Origin of the sequence: Paracoccus lichenicola, assembly GCF_009708075.1 — a bacterium.
GTDB classification, from domain to species: domain Bacteria; phylum Pseudomonadota; class Alphaproteobacteria; order Rhodobacterales; family Rhodobacteraceae; genus Paracoccus; species Paracoccus lichenicola.
The window spans coordinates 124,051-142,323 of the sequence record NZ_WMBT01000002.1; the positions used below are offsets into that span (position 1 = coordinate 124,051).

Genomic DNA, 18,273 nt, shown 5'->3' on the forward strand with positions numbered 1-18,273 from the left:
GGACTGCCCGCCATGCGTATTCTTCTGGCCGTGATCGTGATTCTGCTTCTGGGTGTCGGCGGCTGGTGGGTTTGGCAGGACGCCCGCGCCCCGCTGGGCGAGGCTCCCGAAGCGGTCCAGGCCACGCCCCCCACGGACGCCCCCGCCATGACTGCCGCGACCGAGGCTGCGGCCGATGCGGCAGCAGACGCTGCCGCCGTCGCCGCCGATGTCGCGGCCGAGGCCGCCCAGGCCTCGGAAGACGCGGGCGTCGCCCCCGTCAGCGATGCCGCAGCCGAGGCCGAGGCTGCCGCCGAAGCGGCGCTGAGTGCCGCCGACCGTGCCGCCGATGCCGCCGCGACCGCGCCCACCCCACAAGCGGCCGAGGAAGCGGCCTCGGCCGCCACGGATGCCGCCGCCGCCACCGACCAGGCCGCCAGCGCCGCCATGGCCGCCACGCAAATCCAGTCCCTGCTGACGCCCAAGGGCTTTGATGCGGCCCAGGTCGCCCGGATCATCAACGGGGCCGCGATCAGCGACATGCAGAAGGCCACGCTGAGACGCCTGGTCGAGACGGCGGGAACCGATCCCGACCTGTTGCGCCAGGCGCTGGACCAGGTGAAGGCGGTCATGCCGTGACCACCCATCCGCCCCTGGCCGATTTCCTGAAATCCGGTCCCGCCGCCCTGAAGCGCGGTCCCATCGCCATCGTCCTGGTCGAGGACGATGCCGCCGTGGCCGAGACCCTGCGCCATCACGTGCAGATCGGCTTTCGCCACATCCTGGCCCTGTCGCCGGACCCGGTCGCCGTCCCGGATGACTTGGCGCCGCGCGTCACCTGCCTGCAATGGAATACACGGCGCGCCCAGGCACACCAGGATGCCGTCAATGCGGTCCTGGCCGCCGTGCCCGCCGGAACCTGGCTTTACTATTGCTACAACGCCGAATTCCTGTTCTTCCCCTTTTCCGAGACGCGCAGCGTCGGAGAGCTTCTGGCCTTCCATGTCGAGGAACGGCGCGACGCGATGCTGACTTACGTCGTCGATCTCTACTCGCCCGATCTGGCCCGTGATCCGAACGCGGTGAACCTGGCCGACGCCATGTTCGACCGTGCGGGATATTTCGCCCTTGGCCGGAAGGGTCCCGATGGCCACCCGCTGGAGCGGCAGCTGGATTTCCACGGCGGCCTGCGCTGGCGGTTCGAGGAACACGTCCCCCCGGCCAGCCGCAGGATCGACCGCATCGCCCTGTTCCGCGCCGCCCCGGACCTGCGGCTGGAAGCGAACCATTGCTTCAACATGCCCGAATACAACACCTATGCCTGCCCCTGGCACCACAACCTGACCGCCGCGATCGCCTCGTTCCGGGCGGCCAAGGCGCTGGCCACCAATCCGGGATCCCGCGACGCCATAAGCAGCTTCCGGTGGCGCAATTCCGAACCGTTCCAGTGGAAGGCGCAGCAGTTGATGGATCTGGGGCTGATGGAACCCGGCCAGTGGTTCTGACCTATTGACAGGAACTGAGCGGACACCTTCCGCCTGAAGGATGCGACATATGGCAAAGGACGGTTTTCTGCCACGGCTGGCGCTTGTGACCCTTGCGGGGATCCTGCTGATCCTGGTCTGGCGCGGGGTTCCCCTGCTGGAACTCGCCCTGCGCGGCCCGGTCGAGGAACCGCGGGCCGTCCTGCCACGCGGCGATCTGGCCGCAAACGAGCAGACGACCATCGCCCTGTTCGAGGGGGCGCGGGACAGCGTGGTCTCGATCACCACCGAAAGCCGCGTCGTCGATTTCTGGACCCGCAACGCCCATGACGTGCCGCGCGGCAGCGGATCGGGGTTCATCTGGGACGCCGGGGGCCATGTCGTGACCAACAACCACGTCATCGAAGGCGCGACCGGCGCCCTGGTGCGGCTGGCGGATGGCCGCGCCTACCCGGCCCGGCTGGTCGGGACCGCGCCCGAACACGACCTGGCCGTGCTGCGCATCGACGCGGGCGCCGAGCAGCCCTTGCCGCTGGCCGTCGGGGTGAGCGGGGACTTGCGCGTGGGACAGAGCGTCTTTGCCATCGGCAACCCCTTCGGCCTGGACTGGACGCTGACCACCGGCATCGTCTCGGCCCTGGACCGGGAGCTTCCGGGCCAGCGCGGGGCGGTGATCCGGGGGCTGATCCAGACGGATGCCGCCATCAATCCGGGCAATTCGGGCGGGCCGCTTCTGGACAGCGCCGGGCGGCTGATCGGGGTGAACACGGCCATCTACAGCCCCTCGGGATCCAGCGCCGGGATCGGGTTCGCGGTGCCGGTGGACACCGTGAACCGGGTCGTGCCGCAGCTGATCGCCACGGGCCGCTATGCCCCGCCCACCCTGGGTGTCGCGCATGATCCGCGCGGGGATGCCTTGCTGGCGCGCGCGGGGATAAGCGGGGTGATGGTGCTGGATGTCACGCCGGGCAGCCCCGCCGATGCCGCAGGTCTCAGGCCCGCAAGAATGACGCGGGACGGACGGCTGGGCCTGGGCGACGTGATCGTGTCGCTGGACGATGCGCCGCTCAAGGGGTCCGAGGACCTGCAAGCCGCCCTGGACCTGCGGCAGGCGGGCGAGACGGTCAGGCTGGGGATCCTGCGGGACAGCCGCAGGATCGAGATGACGGCGACCCTGGCCGCCGGGACATGACCCGGCCTTCCCACTGTTGCGCCTTGCGCGCGGATGACGGCCTGGCTTGCCTTCACAATCCCGATCCCCGGGCGTAAGCACGGGTTTGCAGCCTTTCCGCAGGACAGACCATGACCCGCATTGCCCCCCCGCATCTCCGCCCCAAGATCATGACCGCAGACGAGGCGGCGGCGCTGATCCATTCGGGCGATACGGTCGGGATGAGCGGCTTCACCGGCTCGGGCTATCCCAAGGCGGTGCCGGTGGCGCTGGCCGCGCGGATCGAGGCGGAACACGGGGCGGGCAGGCCCTTCCGCGTTCGCGTCTGGACCGGCGCCTCGACCGGGCCGGAACTGGACGGGGCGCTGGCCAAGGCTAACGGGATCGAGTTCCGCCTGCCCTACAACTCGGACCCCATCGCCCGCGACAAGATCAACCGCGGCGAGATGGACTATTTCGACATGCACCTGAGCCAGGTCGCGCCCATGGCCTGGCAGGGCTTCCTGGGTCCGCTGGATGTCGCGGTGATCGAGGTGACGGGCATCCGGCCCGACGGGACGCTGATCCCCTCCTCGTCGGTCGGCAACAACAAGACCTGGCTCGACCGCGCCCGAAAGGTCATCCTCGAGGTGAACCGCTGGCAGAACCCGGCGCTGGAAGGGATGCACGACATCTATTACGGCACGCGCCTGCCGCCCGACCGGGTGCCGATCCCCCTGACCCGCCCCGACAACCGGATCGGAGAGCCGTGGCTGCGCTGCGACCCGGCCCGGATCGTGGGCATCGTCGAAACCGACACGCCCGACCGCAACCTGCCCTTCACCCCGCCCGACCGGACCGCCCGCGCCATCGCCGGCCACTTGCTGGAGTTCCTGCGCCACGAGGTCGCCCGCGGCCGCCTGCCCGCATCCTTGCTGCCGATCCAGTCGGGCGTGGGCAATATCGCCAACGCCGTCCTGACGGGCCTGGTGGACAGCCCCTTCGAGGACATGACCGCCTTCACCGAGGTGATCCAGGACGGGATGCTGGACCTGCTGGACGCGGGCAAGCTGCGCATGGCCTCGGCCACGGCCTTCTCGCTCTCGCCCGAGGCGGCGGGCCGCGTGAACGCCGACATGGATCGTTATCGCAACCGCATGATCCTGCGCCCGCAGGAAATCAGCAACCACCCCGAACTGATCCGCCGTCTGGGCTGCCTGGCCATGAACGGCCTGATCGAGGCCGACATCTATGGCAACGTGAACTCGACCCACATCATGGGTTCGCGCATCCAGAACGGCATCGGCGGTTCGGGCGATTTCGCGAGGAACGCCTATGTGTCGATCTTCATGACGCCGTCCACGGCCAAGGGCGGGCGGATCTCGGCCATCGTGCCGCAGGCAAGCCATGTCGATCACATCACCCAGGACGTGCAGGTGATCGTGACGGAACAGGGCCTGGCCGACCTGCGCGGCCTGTCGCCCAAGCAGCGCGCCGCCGTCATCATCGAGAACTGCGCCCATCCCGACTATCGCCCCCATCTGGCCGACTATTTCCGCCGCGCCTGCGCGGGGTCCTACGGGATGCAGTCCCCCTCGCTGCTGACCGAGGCGCTGAGCTGGCACCAGCGGTTCATCGAGACGGGGTCGATGCTGCCCTAGGCTGATCCCGCGCGTGGTCGGGGTATGGGGGACAAGGGTTCTCCACGTGCCGGAAACCGCAGCGATGCGCATCCTGCGGATCTTGCCATGCGCGGCATTCCGGGCACCGTGCTTGCGCGCGTTCCGGTCGCCTTTGCCCTTGCGGTGCCTTCAACCAGCAGGCGCAACGGGCGGTCTGATCGGCGACAGAAAATGGCAAGTGGCGGAGTGGAAGGGATTCGAACCCTCGAGACGGTTTCCCGCCTGCACCCTTAGCAGGGGTGTGCCTTCGACCACTCGGCCACCACTCCGCTGGCGGGTATAGGGGCGGGCACGGGCAGTGACAAGGGGGTTTTTAGGGCGATTTCAACCGAAAACGCCCCCTCAGCCCTTGCGGCGGAAGGTCGCGTAATGGGGCACGCGGCCCTCGCGCAGGGCCTTCTGTTCATAGCGGGTGCTGATCCAGTCGTCCCAGGCCACCGGCGTCTCGGCCACCAGATCGAAGCCCGCCAAAGGTACCTCCTCCAGCGTCTGGCGCATGTAGTCGGGGATGTCGGTCGCCACCCGGAACTCGGCGCCCGGCTGCATCACGCGGGCCAGCGGGATCAGGTGTTCGGGCGTCACGAAGCGGCGGCGGTGGTGGCGCGCCTTGGGCCAGGGATCGGGATAGTTCAGGAAAGCCTTGCTGATCGAGGCAGGGGGCAGCACGTCCATCAGGTCGCGCGCATCGCCCGGATGGACGCTGACATTGGTGACGCCCGCGTTGCGGATCTTGCCCAGCAGCATGGCGACGCCGTTGATGAACGGCTCGCAGCCGATGATGCCGATGTCCGGGTAACGGGCGGCCATGTGGACCATGTGCTCGCCCCCGCCGAAGCCGACTTCCAGCCAGATCGGACGGTCGTTGCCGAAGATCGCCGCCGGGTCGATCGGGCGGCGGTCCGGGTTGTCCTGCACGGTGATGCCGCGCGGGCGCAACTCGCCCAGATCCTCGGACAGGTAGCCCTTCTGGCTTTGGCGCAGGGTCTTGCCGTGCCGCCGGCCATAGAAGTTGCGGCGCGGCGGATTCGGATCGAAGGCGGAGGGGGGCGTGTCTGACATGGCCGCGGGATTGCACCGGGCAGGCGCGCGGGTCAAGCCCCCCGCCCGGCTGTTATTCCCCCATCAAGCGGCTGATGATGACCGTGACCTCGGGCTTCTTGCCGATCTCCTCCATGGCGACCTGGCGGGCGATGCGGCGGATCGCCTCGTCCATCTTGGCGTCGTCGCGGACCACGCGGGGATTGGCGCCTTCCAGGAACTCGGACAGCTCGCCCTCGATATGCGCGCCCAGATCCTCGCCGCTGCGGGTGCGGCCGGGCAGGCCCATCAGTTCCACCCAGGCATCGGGCAGGACGTTGTCGTCCTCGTCCACGATCACGCTGACCAGCGCGTGCCCGTTCAGCGCCATGCGGATGCGGTCGCGCACCACGCCGTCCATCGCGCCGATCAGCACGGTGCCGTCCAGATACAGGCGCCCGGTTTCCACCTGGTCCACGATGCGCGGCACGTCGCCGGTCAGATCCAGCATGGTGCCGTTGGTGCAGATCTCGGCGGCAAGGCCCTTGCCGCGCGCCAGCATCACATGCTCGCGCAGGTGCAGGTGCTCGCCATGCATGGGAATGACGATCCGGGGCTTCAGCAGCTCGTGCAGGGCTTCGATGTCGGGGCGGTTCGCGTGGCCCGAGACGTGGTAAAGACCGTCATCGGCATCATAAACCTCGACTCCGATCTCGCTCAGCGCGTTCATGATCCGGCCCACGGACTTTTCGTTGCCGGGGATGGTCTTGGAGCTGAACAGGAAGCTGTCGCCCTCCTTCAGCATCATCCCCAGATAACGCCCGCGCGAGAGCTGCGCGCTGGCGGCGCGGCGTTCGCCCTGGCTGCCGGTGGCCAGCAGCATGACCTGGTGGCGCGGCAGGCTGGCGGCTTCCTCGGGACCGATGGTGTCGGGGAAATCGGTCAGCACGCCGGTTTCCAGGCCGACCGCGACCATCTTGCGCATGGCGCGGCCCAAAAGGCAGACCTTGCGGCCGCCGGCGATGGCGGCGTCCGACAGGGTCTTGAGGCGCGCGATGTTGCTGGCGAAGGTGGTGGCGACGACCATGTTCTTTTGCGCCATCACCCATTCCAGGATGGGATTGGCCAGCGTCGCCTCGGACCGGCCGGGATGGGTGGAAAAGATGTTGGTGCTGTCGCAGGCCAGGACCTTGATGCCCCGGCCCTCGGCCGCGATGTCGTGCCAGGCGATCGGGTCGAAGGGATCGCCCACGACCGGCGTGCCGTCCAGCTTGAAGTCGCCGGTATGGACCACCCGGCCCGCGGGCGTGTCGATGATCAGCGCCGCACTTTCGGGGATCGAGTGGCTGACCGGCACGAACTGCACGGTGAACGGCCCGACCTGCGTCACCTCGGGGCGCGGGCCGACGATGTTCACCACGGACGCCGGGTGGCCCTGCTCCTCCAGCTTCAGGCGGCACAGGGCGCCGGTGAACTGGCGGGCATAGACCGGAACCTTCAGGCGCGCATACAGATGGCCCAGGGCGCCCAGGTGATCCTCGTGCCCGTGGGTGATGAAGATCGCCTCGAGCCGGTTGCGGTTCTGTTCCAGCCAGGTCAGGTCGGGCATGATGAGGTCGATGCCGGGGCTGCCGTCCATGTCGCCGAAGGTGACGCCCAGATCGACCAGGATCAGCCGTTCCCGGCCCGGCGAGCCATAGCCATAGACATAGGCGTTCATGCCGATTTCGCCCGCGCCGCCCAGCGGCAGATAGATCAGGCGCTCAGCCATTGCCCATCTCCTTGTTGTAATCGTGAATGAGCCGAAGCCCGTGCATCGTCAGATCGTCTTCGATTGCGTCGAACAGGTCAAACCCCTGATCGAACAGCGGCGCAAGGCCCCCGGTTGCAATAACCTTCATCGGGCGATCACGTTCGGCGCGGATCTGGCGCACGACGCCATCGACCAGGCCGATATAGCCCCAGAAGATGCCCGACTGGATGCAGGCCACCGTGTTGGTGCCGATCACACGGGCCGGCATGGTCACATCGACATGCGGCAGGCTGGCCGCGCCCATGTGCAGCGCCTCCAGCGACAGGTTCACGCCGGGCGCGATCACGCCGCCGATATAGGCGCCGTCCACATCCACCACGTCGAAGGTCGTCGCCGTGCCGAAGTCCACCACGATCAGGTTCGGTCCGTGGCGGTCAAAGGCGGACAGCGTGTTGACCAGCCGGTCGGGACCGACCACGGTGCCCTCATCCACGCGCGGCTGCACGGGCAGCAGGCAATCGGGCTTGCCCACCACCAGCGGGCGCGTGTCGAAGTAACGATTGCACAGGACGCGCAGGTTGAACACCACGCGCGGCGCGGTCGAACTGATGATGCAGGCGTCGATGTCCAGGTCGAACTTCTGCCCGGCGATCAGGGTGGACAGCCAGACGAAGTATTCGTCCGCCGTGCGGCGGTGATCGGTGGCGATGCGCCAATGGGCCAGGAAACGTTCGCCGTTCCAGATGGAAAAGACCGTGTTCGTGTTGCCGGTGTCGATGCACAGAAGCATGGCTCAGGACCTGCCGAAATAGACATCGGCGGCGGGGATCGCCTGGCGCCCGCGCGGCCCGGTCAGGACCAGGGCGCCGGTGTCGTCGATGCCGTCGAAGCGGCCGGTGGTCTGGGCCGTGCCGGTGCGGGCGGTGATCGTCTCGCCCAGCATGGCGGCGCGGGCCAGCCAGGCGGCGCGGATCGGGGCAAAGCCGAAATCACGCATCTGCCGATGCCAGGCGTCAAAGGCCACGGCCAGCGCGGGCAGGAAGTCGTCGGGGGTGATGGTCAGGCCGGTTTCGCCCTGCAGGCTGACCGGGCGGGTGGCGCCCGGTTCGACCTGTCCCGCGTCCGGTGCCGCCGCCAGGTTGACGCCGACGCCGATCACCAGCGCCTGGATCGTCCCGCCTGACCCGACGCTTTCCAGCAGGATGCCCGACAGCTTGCCGCCGTTCAGCAGCACGTCATTGGGCCATTTCAGCGCGACGTTCAGCTGCGGCCCGCACAACCGGCGCAGCGCGTCATGAACGGCAAGCGCGGCGACAAAGGACAGGCGCGCGGCATCTGCCGGGCCGCCCTGGGGGCGCAGCACCAGCGAGGCGGCGAAGTTGCCGGGCGGATCGGCCCAAGCCCTGCCCCGGCGGCCGCGCCCGGCGGTCTGCCGGCGGGCCATGATCCAGGCCGGGCCGGACAGGCCCGGCGCCATGCGCATCGCCTCGGCATTGGTGCTGTCAACGCGGTCAAGGACGTGGCAGGCCACGCCCATGGGCCAGGAGGGCAGCGGGCCGCCGTCACTCAACGGCAGGCGCCTCGCCGGGGACATCGGGAAGCAGCGCGGCTTCCGCCGGCACCACCGTGCTGACCAGCGATTCCGCGGCCCGCGCCGCGGCGGTATCGACACCCCACATCGACACGGCGCCGATCAGCAGCAAGGCCGCCGGAACGATCAGCGCCAGATACTGCACGGTGCCCATGCGGCTTTCCATGCCCTCGTTCTCGGCCCCGAACCACATGTAATAGACGATGCGCAGGTAATAGAACGCCCCGATGACGGATGCGATGACGCCCAGGATCGCCAGCCAGGACATGCCCGCCTGCACCGCCGCCGTCAGCACGCCGTACTTGGCGAAGAAGCCCAGGAAGGGCGGCACGCCGGCCAGGCTGAACATCAGGAACAGGACGGCAAAGCCCTTGACAGGTTCCGTCTGGGCAAAGCGGTTCAGGCTTTCCAGGTCGGTGATCGGGCGGCCGTCGCGTTCCATCGACAGGATGAAGGCAAAGCTGCCCACGTTCATCACGACATAGATCGCCATGTAGATCAGCATCGACTGCACGCCGAAGGCCGTCCCCGCCGCCAGGCCCACAAGGGCAAAGCCCATGTGCGCGATGGACGAATAGGCCATCAGCCGCTTGATGTTGCGCTGGCCGATCCCGGCAACGGATCCCAGGAACATCGACATCACCGCAAGCGCCGCGATGATCTGGCCCCAATCGCCCGGCACGTTGCCGAAGGCGTCGAACATCAGCCGCGCGATCAGCGCCATGGCCGCCACCTTGGGCGCGGTGGCGAAGAAGGCCGTCACCGGCGTCGGCGCGCCTTCGTAAACGTCGGGCGTCCACATGTGGAACGGCACCGCCGACACCTTGAAGGCAAGGCCCACCAGCAGGAACACCAGGCCGAACAGCAGGCCTAGGGACAATTGCCCGCCCACGACCGTCTGCACGATCCCCGCAAAGCTGGTCGTGCCCGAGAAGCCATAGACCAGGGATGCGCCGTAAAGCAGCATCCCCGAGGACAGCGAACCCAGGACGAAATACTTCAGCCCGGCCTCGGACGACTTCACGCTGTCGCGGCGCATGGCGGCGGTGACGTAAAGGGCCAGCGACTGAAGCTCCAACCCCATGTACAGCATCAGCAGGTCGCTGGCCGAGACCATCAGCATCATGCCGATGGACGCCAGCGTGATCAGGATCGGATATTCAAAGCGCAGCAGCTTGTGGCGGTCCATGTATTCCGCGCTCATCGCCAGGACGGCGGCGGCGGAAATCAGGATCGTCACCTTGGCAAAGCGGGCAAAGGCGTCGTCGGCGAACATGCCGAAAAAGGCCATCTGCACCGGCCGGTCGGCAAAGCCCACATACAGGCCGATCACCAGAAGCGCGGCAACCGTCGCCCACAGGATGGGACGCGCGATGGCATCCTTGCCGAAGTAAGCCCCGGCCATCAGCGCGGCCAAGGCATAGATCGCCAGCAGAAGTTCCGGCAGGATGGTCGAGAAATCGAGCGCGGTCATCGTGCTTCCCTCAATGGCTGGCAGCGGCCGTTTCCGCCTGCGCGGTCACGGCCAGCCCGTCGCGCGCCTCGTGCGGCAGGGCATCGTGATAGTTGACCAGCAGCGCCTGGACGGCGGGTCCGGTGATGTCGGTGACGGCGCGCGGATAGATGCCCAGATACAGCGTCATGATGATCAGCGGCACGAAGACCCACTTCTCGCGCGCGGTCATGTCGGTGATGGTCCGCAGGCTTTCCTTGACCAGCGCGCCCAGCGTGACGCGGCGATACAGCCACAGCGCATAGCCTGCCGACAGGATCACCCCGGTCGCTGCCACGAAGGCCACCCAGGTGTTGGCCTTGAAGGTGCCCATCAGCGTCAGGAACTCTCCCACGAAGCCCGAGGTGCCGGGCAGGCCGACATTGGCCATGGTGAAGAACAGGAACACCAGCGCATAGACCGGCATCCGGTTCACCAGCCCGCCATAGGCGTCGATCTCGCGCGTGTGCATCCGGTCATAGATGACGCCCACGCACAGGAACAGCGCGCCCGAGATGAAGCCGTGCGACAGCATCTGGAAGATCGCCCCGTCCACGCCCTGCTGGTTGGCGGCAAAGACGCCCATCGTGACGTAGCCCATGTGCGCGACCGAGGAATAGGCGATCAGCTTCTTCATGTCGGTCTGCGCCAGCGCCACAAGCGAGGTGTAGACGATGGCGATGGCCGACATCCAGAAGACCAGCGGCTGCATGATGTCGGAGGCGACCGGGAACATCGGCAGGCTGAAGCGCAGGAAACCGTAGCCCCCCATCTTCAGCAGCACGGCGGCCAGCACCACCGATCCCGCGGTCGGCGCCTGGACGTGGGCGTCGGGCAGCCAGGTATGGACCGGCCACATCGGCATCTTGACCGCGAAGCTGGCGAAGAAGGCCAGGAACAGCAGCGTCTGCATCCCGCCCACGACGGTAAAGCCCAAGATCCGCATCGTGTCCGACGGGAAGTCGAAGGCCAGCATCTGCGCGATGTCGGTGGTCCCGGACATGCGGATCATGGCGATCATCGCCACCAGCATCAGGACCGAGCCGAGGAAGGTGTACAGGAAGAACTTGAACGTCGCATAGATGCGGTTCGCGCCCCCCCAGATGCCGATGATCAGGAACATCGGGATCAGCCCTGCCTCGAAGAACAGATAGAACAGGATCAGGTCCAGCGCGGTGAAGACGCCGATCATCAGCCCTTCCAGCACCAGGAAGGCGATCATGTATTCCTTCACCCGCGTCTTCACGTCCCAGGTGGACAGGATCGTCAGCGGCATCAGGAAGGTCGTCAGCATCACGAACAGGACCGAGATGCCGTCCACGCCCATCTTGTAGCGCAGGCCCATGATCCAGGGACGATCCTCGACGAACTGGAAGCCGGTGTCGGCCGGATCGAAGCCCGCCAGCACGAACAGCGAGATCAGGAAGGTCGCCGCCGTGGCGATCAGCGCCAGCCACTTGGCGTTGCGCTGCGCGGCCTCGTCCTCGCCGCGCAGGAACAGGGCGAGGATCCCCGCCGCCACGATGGGCAGGAAGGTGATGATCGAAAGAAGGTTCGTCATGTCAGTGCGCGCCCCGCATCATCACCCAGATCAGCAAGCCCACGATGCCCAGGACCATCGCGAAGGCGTAATGGAACAGATAGCCCGACTGCACCCGGCCGGCGAAGCGTGTCAGGCGCGGGATGATTCCCATGGCCACCCCGTTGATGGCGCCGTCGATAACCGCTCCGTCGCCGCCCGTCCACAGGGCGCGGCCGATCCACAAGGCGGGCCGGACGAAGATGAAGTGATAGATCTCGTCGAAATACCACTTGTTCAGCAGGAACTGATACAGCGCGGGCTGCTGCGCCGCGAGCTTCGCGGGCGCGTTCGGATAGCGGATATACATCAGCCAGGCCAGGCCAAGCCCGATCAGCATCGCGATGAACGGCGACATCTTGACCCAGGCCGGGACCGAATGGGCGTCATGCATGACGTGGTTGTCCCCGCGCATGAAGATCGCGCCCTGTTCGTAACCGGCAGGCGCCGCGTGGCCCTCGGCTTCCTCGGCGGGATCGCTGGCTACACCGGCTGCGGCATGGGTTTCAGCACCCTCGGACGCCGCGCCATGGCCGCCTTCGGCCTGTGCGTGCTCGACCTCGGGCAGGCCGAAGAACCGCTGCACGTTGTCGCCGAAGAAGCTGCCGTACCAGATCATGCCTGCGAAGATCGCGCCCAGGGCCAGGACGGCCAGCGGCACGGTCATCACCGCAGGGCTTTCATGGGCGTGGTTATAGGCGTGCAGGGGATCGTGATGGTGATCGTCATGGCCGTGACCATGGCCGGGAACGGGCTGGACCTCCTCCTCGGACTTGATGGCGGCGTCCCAGATCTTTTGCGGACGCGGCGCGCCCCAGAAGGTCAGGAACATCAGCCGCCAGGAATAGAAGCTGGTCATCAGCGCCGCGATCACCAGCAGCCAAAAGGCATAGCCCACGCCCGAGGCATAGGCGCTTTCGATCACGGCGTCCTTGGACAGGAAGCCCGCGAAGCCGATGTCGGTCATGGGGATGCCGACGCCGGTGATGGCCAGCGTGCCGATCAGCATGGCGGCAAAGGTATAGGGCACCTTCTTGCGCAACCCGCCATAGTTCCGCATGTCCTGTTCATGGTGCATCGCGTGGATCACGGACCCCGCGCCCAAAAACAGCATGGCCTTGAAGAAGGCGTGCGTGAACAGGTGGAACATCGCGGCCGAATAGACGCCGACGCCCGCCGCCACGAACATGTAGCCCAGCTGCGAACAGGTCGAATAGGCGATCACGCGCTTGATGTCGTTCTGCACCAGGCCCACGGTCGCGGCGAAGAACGCGGTCGAGGCGCCGATGATCGTCACGAACATCTTGGCCTCGGGCGCGAACTCGAACAACGGCGACATGCGGCAGACCAGGAACACGCCCGCCGTCACCATGGTCGCGGCGTGGATCAGCGCGGACACAGGCGTCGGGCCTTCCATCGCGTCGGGCAGCCAGGTGTGCAGGAACAGCTGCGCCGACTTGCCCATCGCGCCGATGAACAGCAACACGGCCAGCAGGTTCGCGGCGTTCCAGCCGGTCCACAGGAACTGGACCTGCGCGTTCGCCAGCTCGTCCACCTGCGCGAAGATCGCGTCGAACTGGATGGAACCCGTCATCCACCACAGGCCGAAGATCCCCATCAGGAAGCCGAAGTCGCCCACCCGGTTGACGATGAAGGCCTTCATCGCGGCGGCGTTGGCCGAGGGCTTGCGGTAATAGAAGCCGATCAGCAGATAGGACGCGACGCCCACCCCTTCCCAGCCGAAGAACATCTGCAACAGGTTGTCCGCCGTCACCAGCATCAGCATGGCGAAGGTGAAGAACGACAGATAGGCGAAGAAGCGCGCCTTGTAGTGTTCGTCATGCGTCCAGTTGTCGTCATGGGCCATGTAGCCCATCGAATACATGTGGACGAGCGCGGACACCGTGGTCACGACGATCAGCATGATTGCCGTCAGCCGGTCCAGGCGGATGGCCCACTGGCTGCTGAAATCGCCCGAGACGATCCAGTCCATGACCGGAATGTGCTGGGTTTCGCCATTGAAGCCCAAGAAGACGATCCAGGAAAAAAGCGCGGCGACGAACAGGATGCCCGTGGTCAGCAGCATCGCGGCCTTTTCGCCGATGACGCGCCAGCCGAAGCCCGCGATCAGGGCGCCCAGCAGCGGCGCGAACAGGATGAATTGCGCCATGACCGCTTATCCCTTCATCACGTTGACATCTTCGACCTGGATGGTGCCGCGGTTGCGGAAGAACACCACCAGGATCGCCAGGCCGATCGCGGCCTCGGCGGCGGCGACGGTCAGGATGAACATCGTGAAGACCTGCCCCGCCAGATCGCCCAGATGGGCCGAGAAGGCGACGAAGTTGATGTTGACCGACAGCAGGATCAGTTCGATCGACATCAGGATGACGATGACGTTCTTGCGGTTCACGAAGATGCCGAAGATCCCGGTGACGAACAGGATCGCCCCCACGACAAGGTAATGCGTCAAGCCTATCATCGTCTTTCGTCCCTTTTGTCCCTTGCCGACTTTACGCCTATTCTGCCGCAGCAGCTTTGGACCAGTTTGCTGTGCTGCCCGGATAATAAAGTTCGCAGGCGCAAGAGGCTGTCTTTGATTGAGAGGTTGCCTGTCCACGACTCGTCCGAAGGCCGTTGGTGCGGCCATATTCCTCCAAGCGCGCCAAGGAAAGCGGCTTCACACCCTGGGGAACCAGATCGCGCAACGTGGCATCGTGTGGATGGGCATCCTCGAATGAAAAATTCGGATTTCGGGTCATGCGCACGGCCTCTCCCGAGGAGCACTGTATGACATGCAATACTCCAACAGAGCCTTCTGTATCGATGAACGAAGTCTCGTTAAAAGATACAAAACCGGCACCTTCATCGTTTGCAGATGAGATAGCGTGTCCAACGAACGGATCGTCCGTTGTCAATCCACACCGCTCTAGCTCGCGTTCATCGAACGGATTGTCATTGTTGTCGCTGGAGCCTGATTCTTCGCAACTGGCAAGCACCACAGCCCCAGCGGTCAGCAAACACAAAGCCAAGCTTCGTTTCACAGCCCCTGCCCCGGCTTCACGTCGCGCAGTTCCATGGCCTTGGCCGGGTCGCGCCACATCTGCTCCAGCACGTTCTGGCGCTTGATGTCGCGGCGGTGGCGCATGGTCAGGGTGATGGCGCCGATCATGGCGACCAGCAGGATCAGCCCCGCGACCTGGAACGGCAGCAGATAGCGGTCATACAGCACCGTGCCGATGGCGTTGGTGTTCAGAGAGTCCAGCAGAACCGGCGCGGCCCGCATCCCCTCGGCCTGGATCGAGCTTTCCCAACCCCCGAAGGCAATCGCCAGCTGCGCCAGCAGCACGACGGCGATCAGCCCCGCCAGCGGCAGATAGCGCGCGAACTCGCCCTTGAGCTGGGCGAAGTCCACGTCCAGCATCATCACCACGAACAGGAACAGCACCGCCACCGCGCCGACATAGACGATCACCAGCAGCATCGCCACGAACTCCGCGCCTTGCAGCACGAACAGCCCGGCGGATGCGATGAAGGCCAGGATCAGCCACAGCACCGAATGCACGGGGTTGCGGGACAGCACCACCATGAAGCCCGCCAGGCAGACCGAGATGGCGAACAGATAAAAGGCGAAGGTGATCATTCGGCCTGTTTCCCTTCATGGTCGGTGAACACGCCCTGGGCGATCTCCAGGGCCTTCTGCATGGCCGGGATGCCGCCGAACATCCCCATCTGATAGATGACCTCGGCCACCTCGCGGGCGGTGGCGCCCGCGGCGATGGCGTGGCGGATGGTCAGGCGCAGTTGCGGTTCCGCGTGCGCGCCCTGCACGGTCAGCGCGGCGACCGTCACCAGCAGCCGGGTCTTGGCGTCCAGGCCGTCGCGGTTGAAGGTGCGCCCGAACCACATTTCCAGCATGTCCGCCGGCATGGTCGGGATCATCTTCTCGAAGGCGCGGGGATCGAGGTTCTCGATGCCCGGATTGAAGGCCCGGGCCATTTCCTGCCCGGACTGCATCATCTGCTGGAACAGCTTGGTGAACGCGTCGCTCATCGGTAGGGCGCGTCGATGGACAGGTTGCGGGCGATCTCGGCCTCCCAGCGGGCGCCGTTGTCCAGCAGCTTCTGCTTGTCGTAGAACAGCTCCTCGCGCGTTTCGGTCGAGAACTCGAAGTTCGGGCCTTCCACGATGGCATCGACCGGGCAGGCTTCCTGGCAGAAGCCGCAATAGATGCACTTGGTCATGTCGATGTCATAGCGCGTGGTGCGGCGGCTTCCGTCCTCGCGCGGTTCGGAATCGATGGTGATCGCCTGGGCGGGGCAGATCGCCTCGCACAGCTTGCAGGCGATGCAGCGTTCCTCGCCGTTGGGATAGCGGCGCAAGGCGTGTTCGCCCCGGAAACGCGGCGAGATTGGCCCCTTTTCGTGGGGATAGTTGATCGTGGATTTCGGTGCGACGAAGTATTTCATCGCCACGCCGAAGCCCTTCAGGAAATCGACCATCAGGAAATACTTGGTGGCGCGCATGATGTCGAAGGCCATCAGAATTCTTCCCCTTGCTTGGGCGCGGCGAAGCGGTCGAAGGCCGCCACGTATTCGCGAACCCTGGCGCCGTCACGGGACTGTTCGGCACTATCCAGATTGTTGGCCAGGAAATGCGCGAACTCGACCTTGTCGGTTTCCGACGCATTTGCCAGCATTTCGGCGATCCTGTTGGAATAAGCCATGTCTTATGCCCCTGCCCAGCGTGCCCAGAACGACCCGAAGACCTCGTAGCGCGCCAGGAAGGCGATCAGCACGACCCACCCCAGCGACAGCGGCAGGAACACCTTCCAGCCGATCCGCATCAACTGGTCATAGCGGTACCGCGGCACCATCGCCTTGACCATGGCGAACATGAAGAACCAGAAGACCATCTTCAGGAACATCCAGATCGCGCCGTCGGGAATGCCGGGGATGGGCGACAGCCAGCCGCCGAAGAACAGCAGCGAGATCAGCGCGCACATCAGCCAGATGGCGATGTATTCGCCCGCCATGAACAGCAGATAGGGCGTGGACGAATATTCGACCATGAAGCCCGCGACCAGTTCCGATTCCGCCTCGGCCAGGTCGAAGGGCGGGCGGTTGGTTTCGGCCAGCGCCGACACGAAGAACAGCACCAGCATCGGGAAATGCGGCAGCCAGTACCAGGACAGCAGCCCCGCGCCCGACTGCGCCTCGACGATGGCGCTGATGTTCATCGACCCGGTCGAGATGATGACGCCGATGATGATGAGGCCCAGGCTGACCTCGTACGAGATCATCTGCGCCGCCGCGCGCAGCGACGACAGGAACGGGTATTTCGAGTTCGAGGCCCAACCGCCCATGATCACGCCATACACCTCCAGCGAGGAGACGGCGAAGATGAACAGGATGCCCACGTTGATGTCGGCCATCACCCAGCCGGGCGCGAAGGGGATCGCGACGAAGGCCAGCAAGGCCAGCGTCATCGACAGGAAGGGCGCCAGGAAGAAGACGAACTTGTCGGCCCCGGCGGGGATGACGATTTCCTTCAGCACGTATTTCAGCGCGTCCGCGAAGGTCTGCAGCAGGCCCCAGGGACCGACCACGTTCGGGCCGCGCCGCATCTGCACCGCGGCCCAGATCTTGCGGTCGCCATAGACCAGAAAGATCAGCGACAGCATGACAAAGGCGATCACCGCCAGACCCTGCGCCAGAAGCAGGATCGCCATGCCCAGAGAGGATGCCCAGAAATCAGCCATGCCCGTCCCTATCCCATTACGCGGCGGGAATGCCGCGCGCCTTGCATTCGCGCAAGGTGTCTTCCGTTTCCATCACCCGCAGGCCCATCGGCTTCTGATCCGACAGCGTGAATGCGGCACCGATCATCAGCTTGCCGTCGCGCGTGTCCTGCAGCGTGCGCACATGGCGACCGTAGGGCGCGCCATTCCGCTTGGCCCAACCTGCCAGCGCGCAGGTGGCATACGAGAAGGCGATGTCGGCGTCCACCCCCTCGCGCAAGTTCGCCGTCACCTCGACCAGATCCGACGCGCCCTTGGGACTGAGGGAAACGACCTGAGCGCCCATGAAGGCGGCAGGATCGACCTCGGTCCCCTCGGCCCAGGTGGGCAGCGCAGGCTGGGTGCGCGCGGCGAATTCCTCCAGCGCCTTGTCCTGCGCGGTCTGGCGCGGCGGCAGGTCGGGCGCCACGCCCGCCCCCAGGTCCAGATCCAGGTTCGCGTTCAGCGCCATCAGGTCGGCCTCGGACACGGCAAAGGCGTCCTGCCCTTCGGGACTGTCCAGCGCCATGGTGGTGACGCTTCCGTCGGGTTCCAGGATCAGGATCTCGCCCGACTTGGTCGAGATGCGGGCAAGGGTCAGCGGCGCCTTGCCCTTGGCCGCGCCGGGCGTGACGACCTTGGCCGTCATCATCTCGGGCTTCGGCTTGGGCCGGCCGTCGCCGGCGTCATCCCCGCAGCCGGCCAGCAGCGCAGCCCCGGCCAGGGCTGCGATCAGGAAGCGAGGCTGGCAGGGTGCTGGCCGCATG

Annotated in this window: 19 protein-coding genes and 1 tRNA gene; 4 read left to right on the forward strand and 16 right to left on the reverse strand. The window is 66.0% G+C overall.

The genetic code is table 11. The features are described 5' to 3' along the window. Positions 1-12: 12 nt before the first annotated feature. The 4 genes from GIY56_RS04065 (at position 13) to GIY56_RS04080 (ending at position 4,274) form a co-directional block, all read left to right on the forward strand. Positions 13-618, forward strand: a complete 606-nt coding sequence (locus GIY56_RS04065) for a hypothetical protein (RefSeq protein ID WP_230312272.1) — start codon at positions 13-15, stop codon at positions 616-618. Next, positions 615-1,484 (forward strand): glycosyltransferase family 2 protein, encoded by an 870-nt coding sequence (locus tag GIY56_RS04070; RefSeq protein ID WP_328288435.1) that lies wholly within the window; start codon positions 615-617, stop codon positions 1,482-1,484. The genes GIY56_RS04065 and GIY56_RS04070 overlap by 4 nt, the downstream gene beginning before the upstream one ends. 49 nt (positions 1,485-1,533) lie before the next feature. Then, complete coding sequence (locus tag GIY56_RS04075; protein ID WP_154763543.1) at positions 1,534-2,655, forward strand: S1C family serine protease; 1,122 nt, start codon at positions 1,534-1,536, stop codon at positions 2,653-2,655. Positions 2,656-2,765: 110 nt separating this feature from the next. Next, positions 2,766-4,274 carry an acetyl-CoA hydrolase/transferase family protein gene (locus GIY56_RS04080; protein WP_154763544.1) on the forward strand — a complete coding sequence of 503 codons (1,509 nt, stop codon included), beginning with the start codon at positions 2,766-2,768 and terminating at the stop codon, positions 4,272-4,274. 200 nt (positions 4,275-4,474) lie between these two features. Here GIY56_RS04080 and GIY56_RS04085 read toward each other — a convergent pair. From GIY56_RS04085 to GIY56_RS04160, 16 genes are all read right to left on the reverse strand, one after another. Continuing rightward, a tRNA-Ser gene (locus GIY56_RS04085) sits at positions 4,475-4,564 on the reverse strand. A 73-nt stretch (positions 4,565-4,637) separates the two neighbouring features. Then, entirely contained in the window at positions 4,638-5,354 is a 717-nt protein-coding gene (trmB, locus tag GIY56_RS04090; RefSeq protein WP_154763545.1) for a tRNA (guanosine(46)-N7)-methyltransferase TrmB, read from the reverse strand. A 52-nt stretch (positions 5,355-5,406) separates the two neighbouring features. Then, on the reverse strand, positions 5,407-7,083 hold the full coding sequence (locus tag GIY56_RS04095; protein ID WP_154763546.1) for a ribonuclease J: 1,677 nt from the start codon (positions 7,081-7,083) through the stop codon (positions 5,407-5,409). Further along, positions 7,076-7,855, reverse strand: a complete 780-nt coding sequence (locus GIY56_RS04100) for a type III pantothenate kinase (RefSeq protein ID WP_154763547.1) — start codon at positions 7,853-7,855, stop codon at positions 7,076-7,078. Before GIY56_RS04100 ends, GIY56_RS04095 begins: the two co-directional genes overlap by 8 nt. Before the next feature lie 3 nt (positions 7,856-7,858). Further along, the gene (locus GIY56_RS04105; RefSeq protein WP_407946951.1) at positions 7,859-8,617 is read right to left on the reverse strand and encodes a biotin--[acetyl-CoA-carboxylase] ligase; all 759 of its coding nucleotides are present in this window, start codon (positions 8,615-8,617) and stop codon (positions 7,859-7,861) included. Between the two features lie 10 nt (positions 8,618-8,627). Further along, positions 8,628-10,130 (reverse strand): NADH-quinone oxidoreductase subunit NuoN, encoded by a 1,503-nt coding sequence (gene nuoN / locus GIY56_RS04110; RefSeq protein WP_154763548.1) that lies wholly within the window; start codon positions 10,128-10,130, stop codon positions 8,628-8,630. A 10-nt stretch (positions 10,131-10,140) separates the two neighbouring features. Beyond that, positions 10,141-11,709, reverse strand: a complete 1,569-nt coding sequence (locus tag GIY56_RS04115; protein WP_154763549.1) for an NADH-quinone oxidoreductase subunit M — start codon at positions 11,707-11,709, stop codon at positions 10,141-10,143. Position 11,710: 1 nt separating this feature from the next. Beyond that, a complete protein-coding gene (nuoL, locus tag GIY56_RS04120) occupies positions 11,711-13,897 on the reverse strand; it encodes an NADH-quinone oxidoreductase subunit L (protein WP_154763550.1) in 2,187 nt (728 codons plus the stop codon). Positions 13,898-13,903: 6 nt separating this feature from the next. Next, positions 13,904-14,209 (reverse strand): NADH-quinone oxidoreductase subunit NuoK, encoded by a 306-nt coding sequence (nuoK, locus tag GIY56_RS04125; RefSeq protein ID WP_154763551.1) that lies wholly within the window; start codon positions 14,207-14,209, stop codon positions 13,904-13,906. A 37-nt stretch (positions 14,210-14,246) separates the two neighbouring features. Further along, positions 14,247-14,771: a hypothetical protein gene (locus tag GIY56_RS04130; protein WP_154763552.1), complete on the reverse strand. Its 525-nt coding sequence runs from the start codon at positions 14,769-14,771 to the stop codon at positions 14,247-14,249. Further along, positions 14,768-15,370: an NADH-quinone oxidoreductase subunit J gene (locus GIY56_RS04135; RefSeq protein ID WP_154763553.1), complete on the reverse strand. Its 603-nt coding sequence runs from the start codon at positions 15,368-15,370 to the stop codon at positions 14,768-14,770. The genes GIY56_RS04130 and GIY56_RS04135 overlap by 4 nt, the downstream gene beginning before the upstream one ends. Then, positions 15,367-15,780, reverse strand: coding sequence for a carboxymuconolactone decarboxylase family protein (locus GIY56_RS04140; protein ID WP_154763554.1), 414 nt, complete (start codon positions 15,778-15,780; stop codon positions 15,367-15,369). The genes GIY56_RS04135 and GIY56_RS04140 overlap by 4 nt, the downstream gene beginning before the upstream one ends. After that, the gene (gene nuoI, locus GIY56_RS04145) at positions 15,777-16,268 is read right to left on the reverse strand and encodes an NADH-quinone oxidoreductase subunit NuoI (RefSeq protein WP_154763555.1); all 492 of its coding nucleotides are present in this window, start codon (positions 16,266-16,268) and stop codon (positions 15,777-15,779) included. The genes GIY56_RS04140 and nuoI overlap by 4 nt, the downstream gene beginning before the upstream one ends. Continuing rightward, the gene (locus GIY56_RS04150) at positions 16,268-16,453 is read right to left on the reverse strand and encodes a hypothetical protein (protein WP_154763556.1); all 186 of its coding nucleotides are present in this window, start codon (positions 16,451-16,453) and stop codon (positions 16,268-16,270) included. The genes nuoI and GIY56_RS04150 overlap by 1 nt, the downstream gene beginning before the upstream one ends. Positions 16,454-16,456: 3 nt before the next feature. Next, positions 16,457-17,488, reverse strand: coding sequence for an NADH-quinone oxidoreductase subunit NuoH (nuoH, locus tag GIY56_RS04155; protein ID WP_154763557.1), 1,032 nt, complete (start codon positions 17,486-17,488; stop codon positions 16,457-16,459). Positions 17,489-17,504: 16 nt separating this feature from the next. After that, a complete protein-coding gene (locus GIY56_RS04160; protein ID WP_154763558.1) occupies positions 17,505-18,272 on the reverse strand; it encodes a hypothetical protein in 768 nt (255 codons plus the stop codon). Position 18,273: the final 1 nt, after the last annotated feature.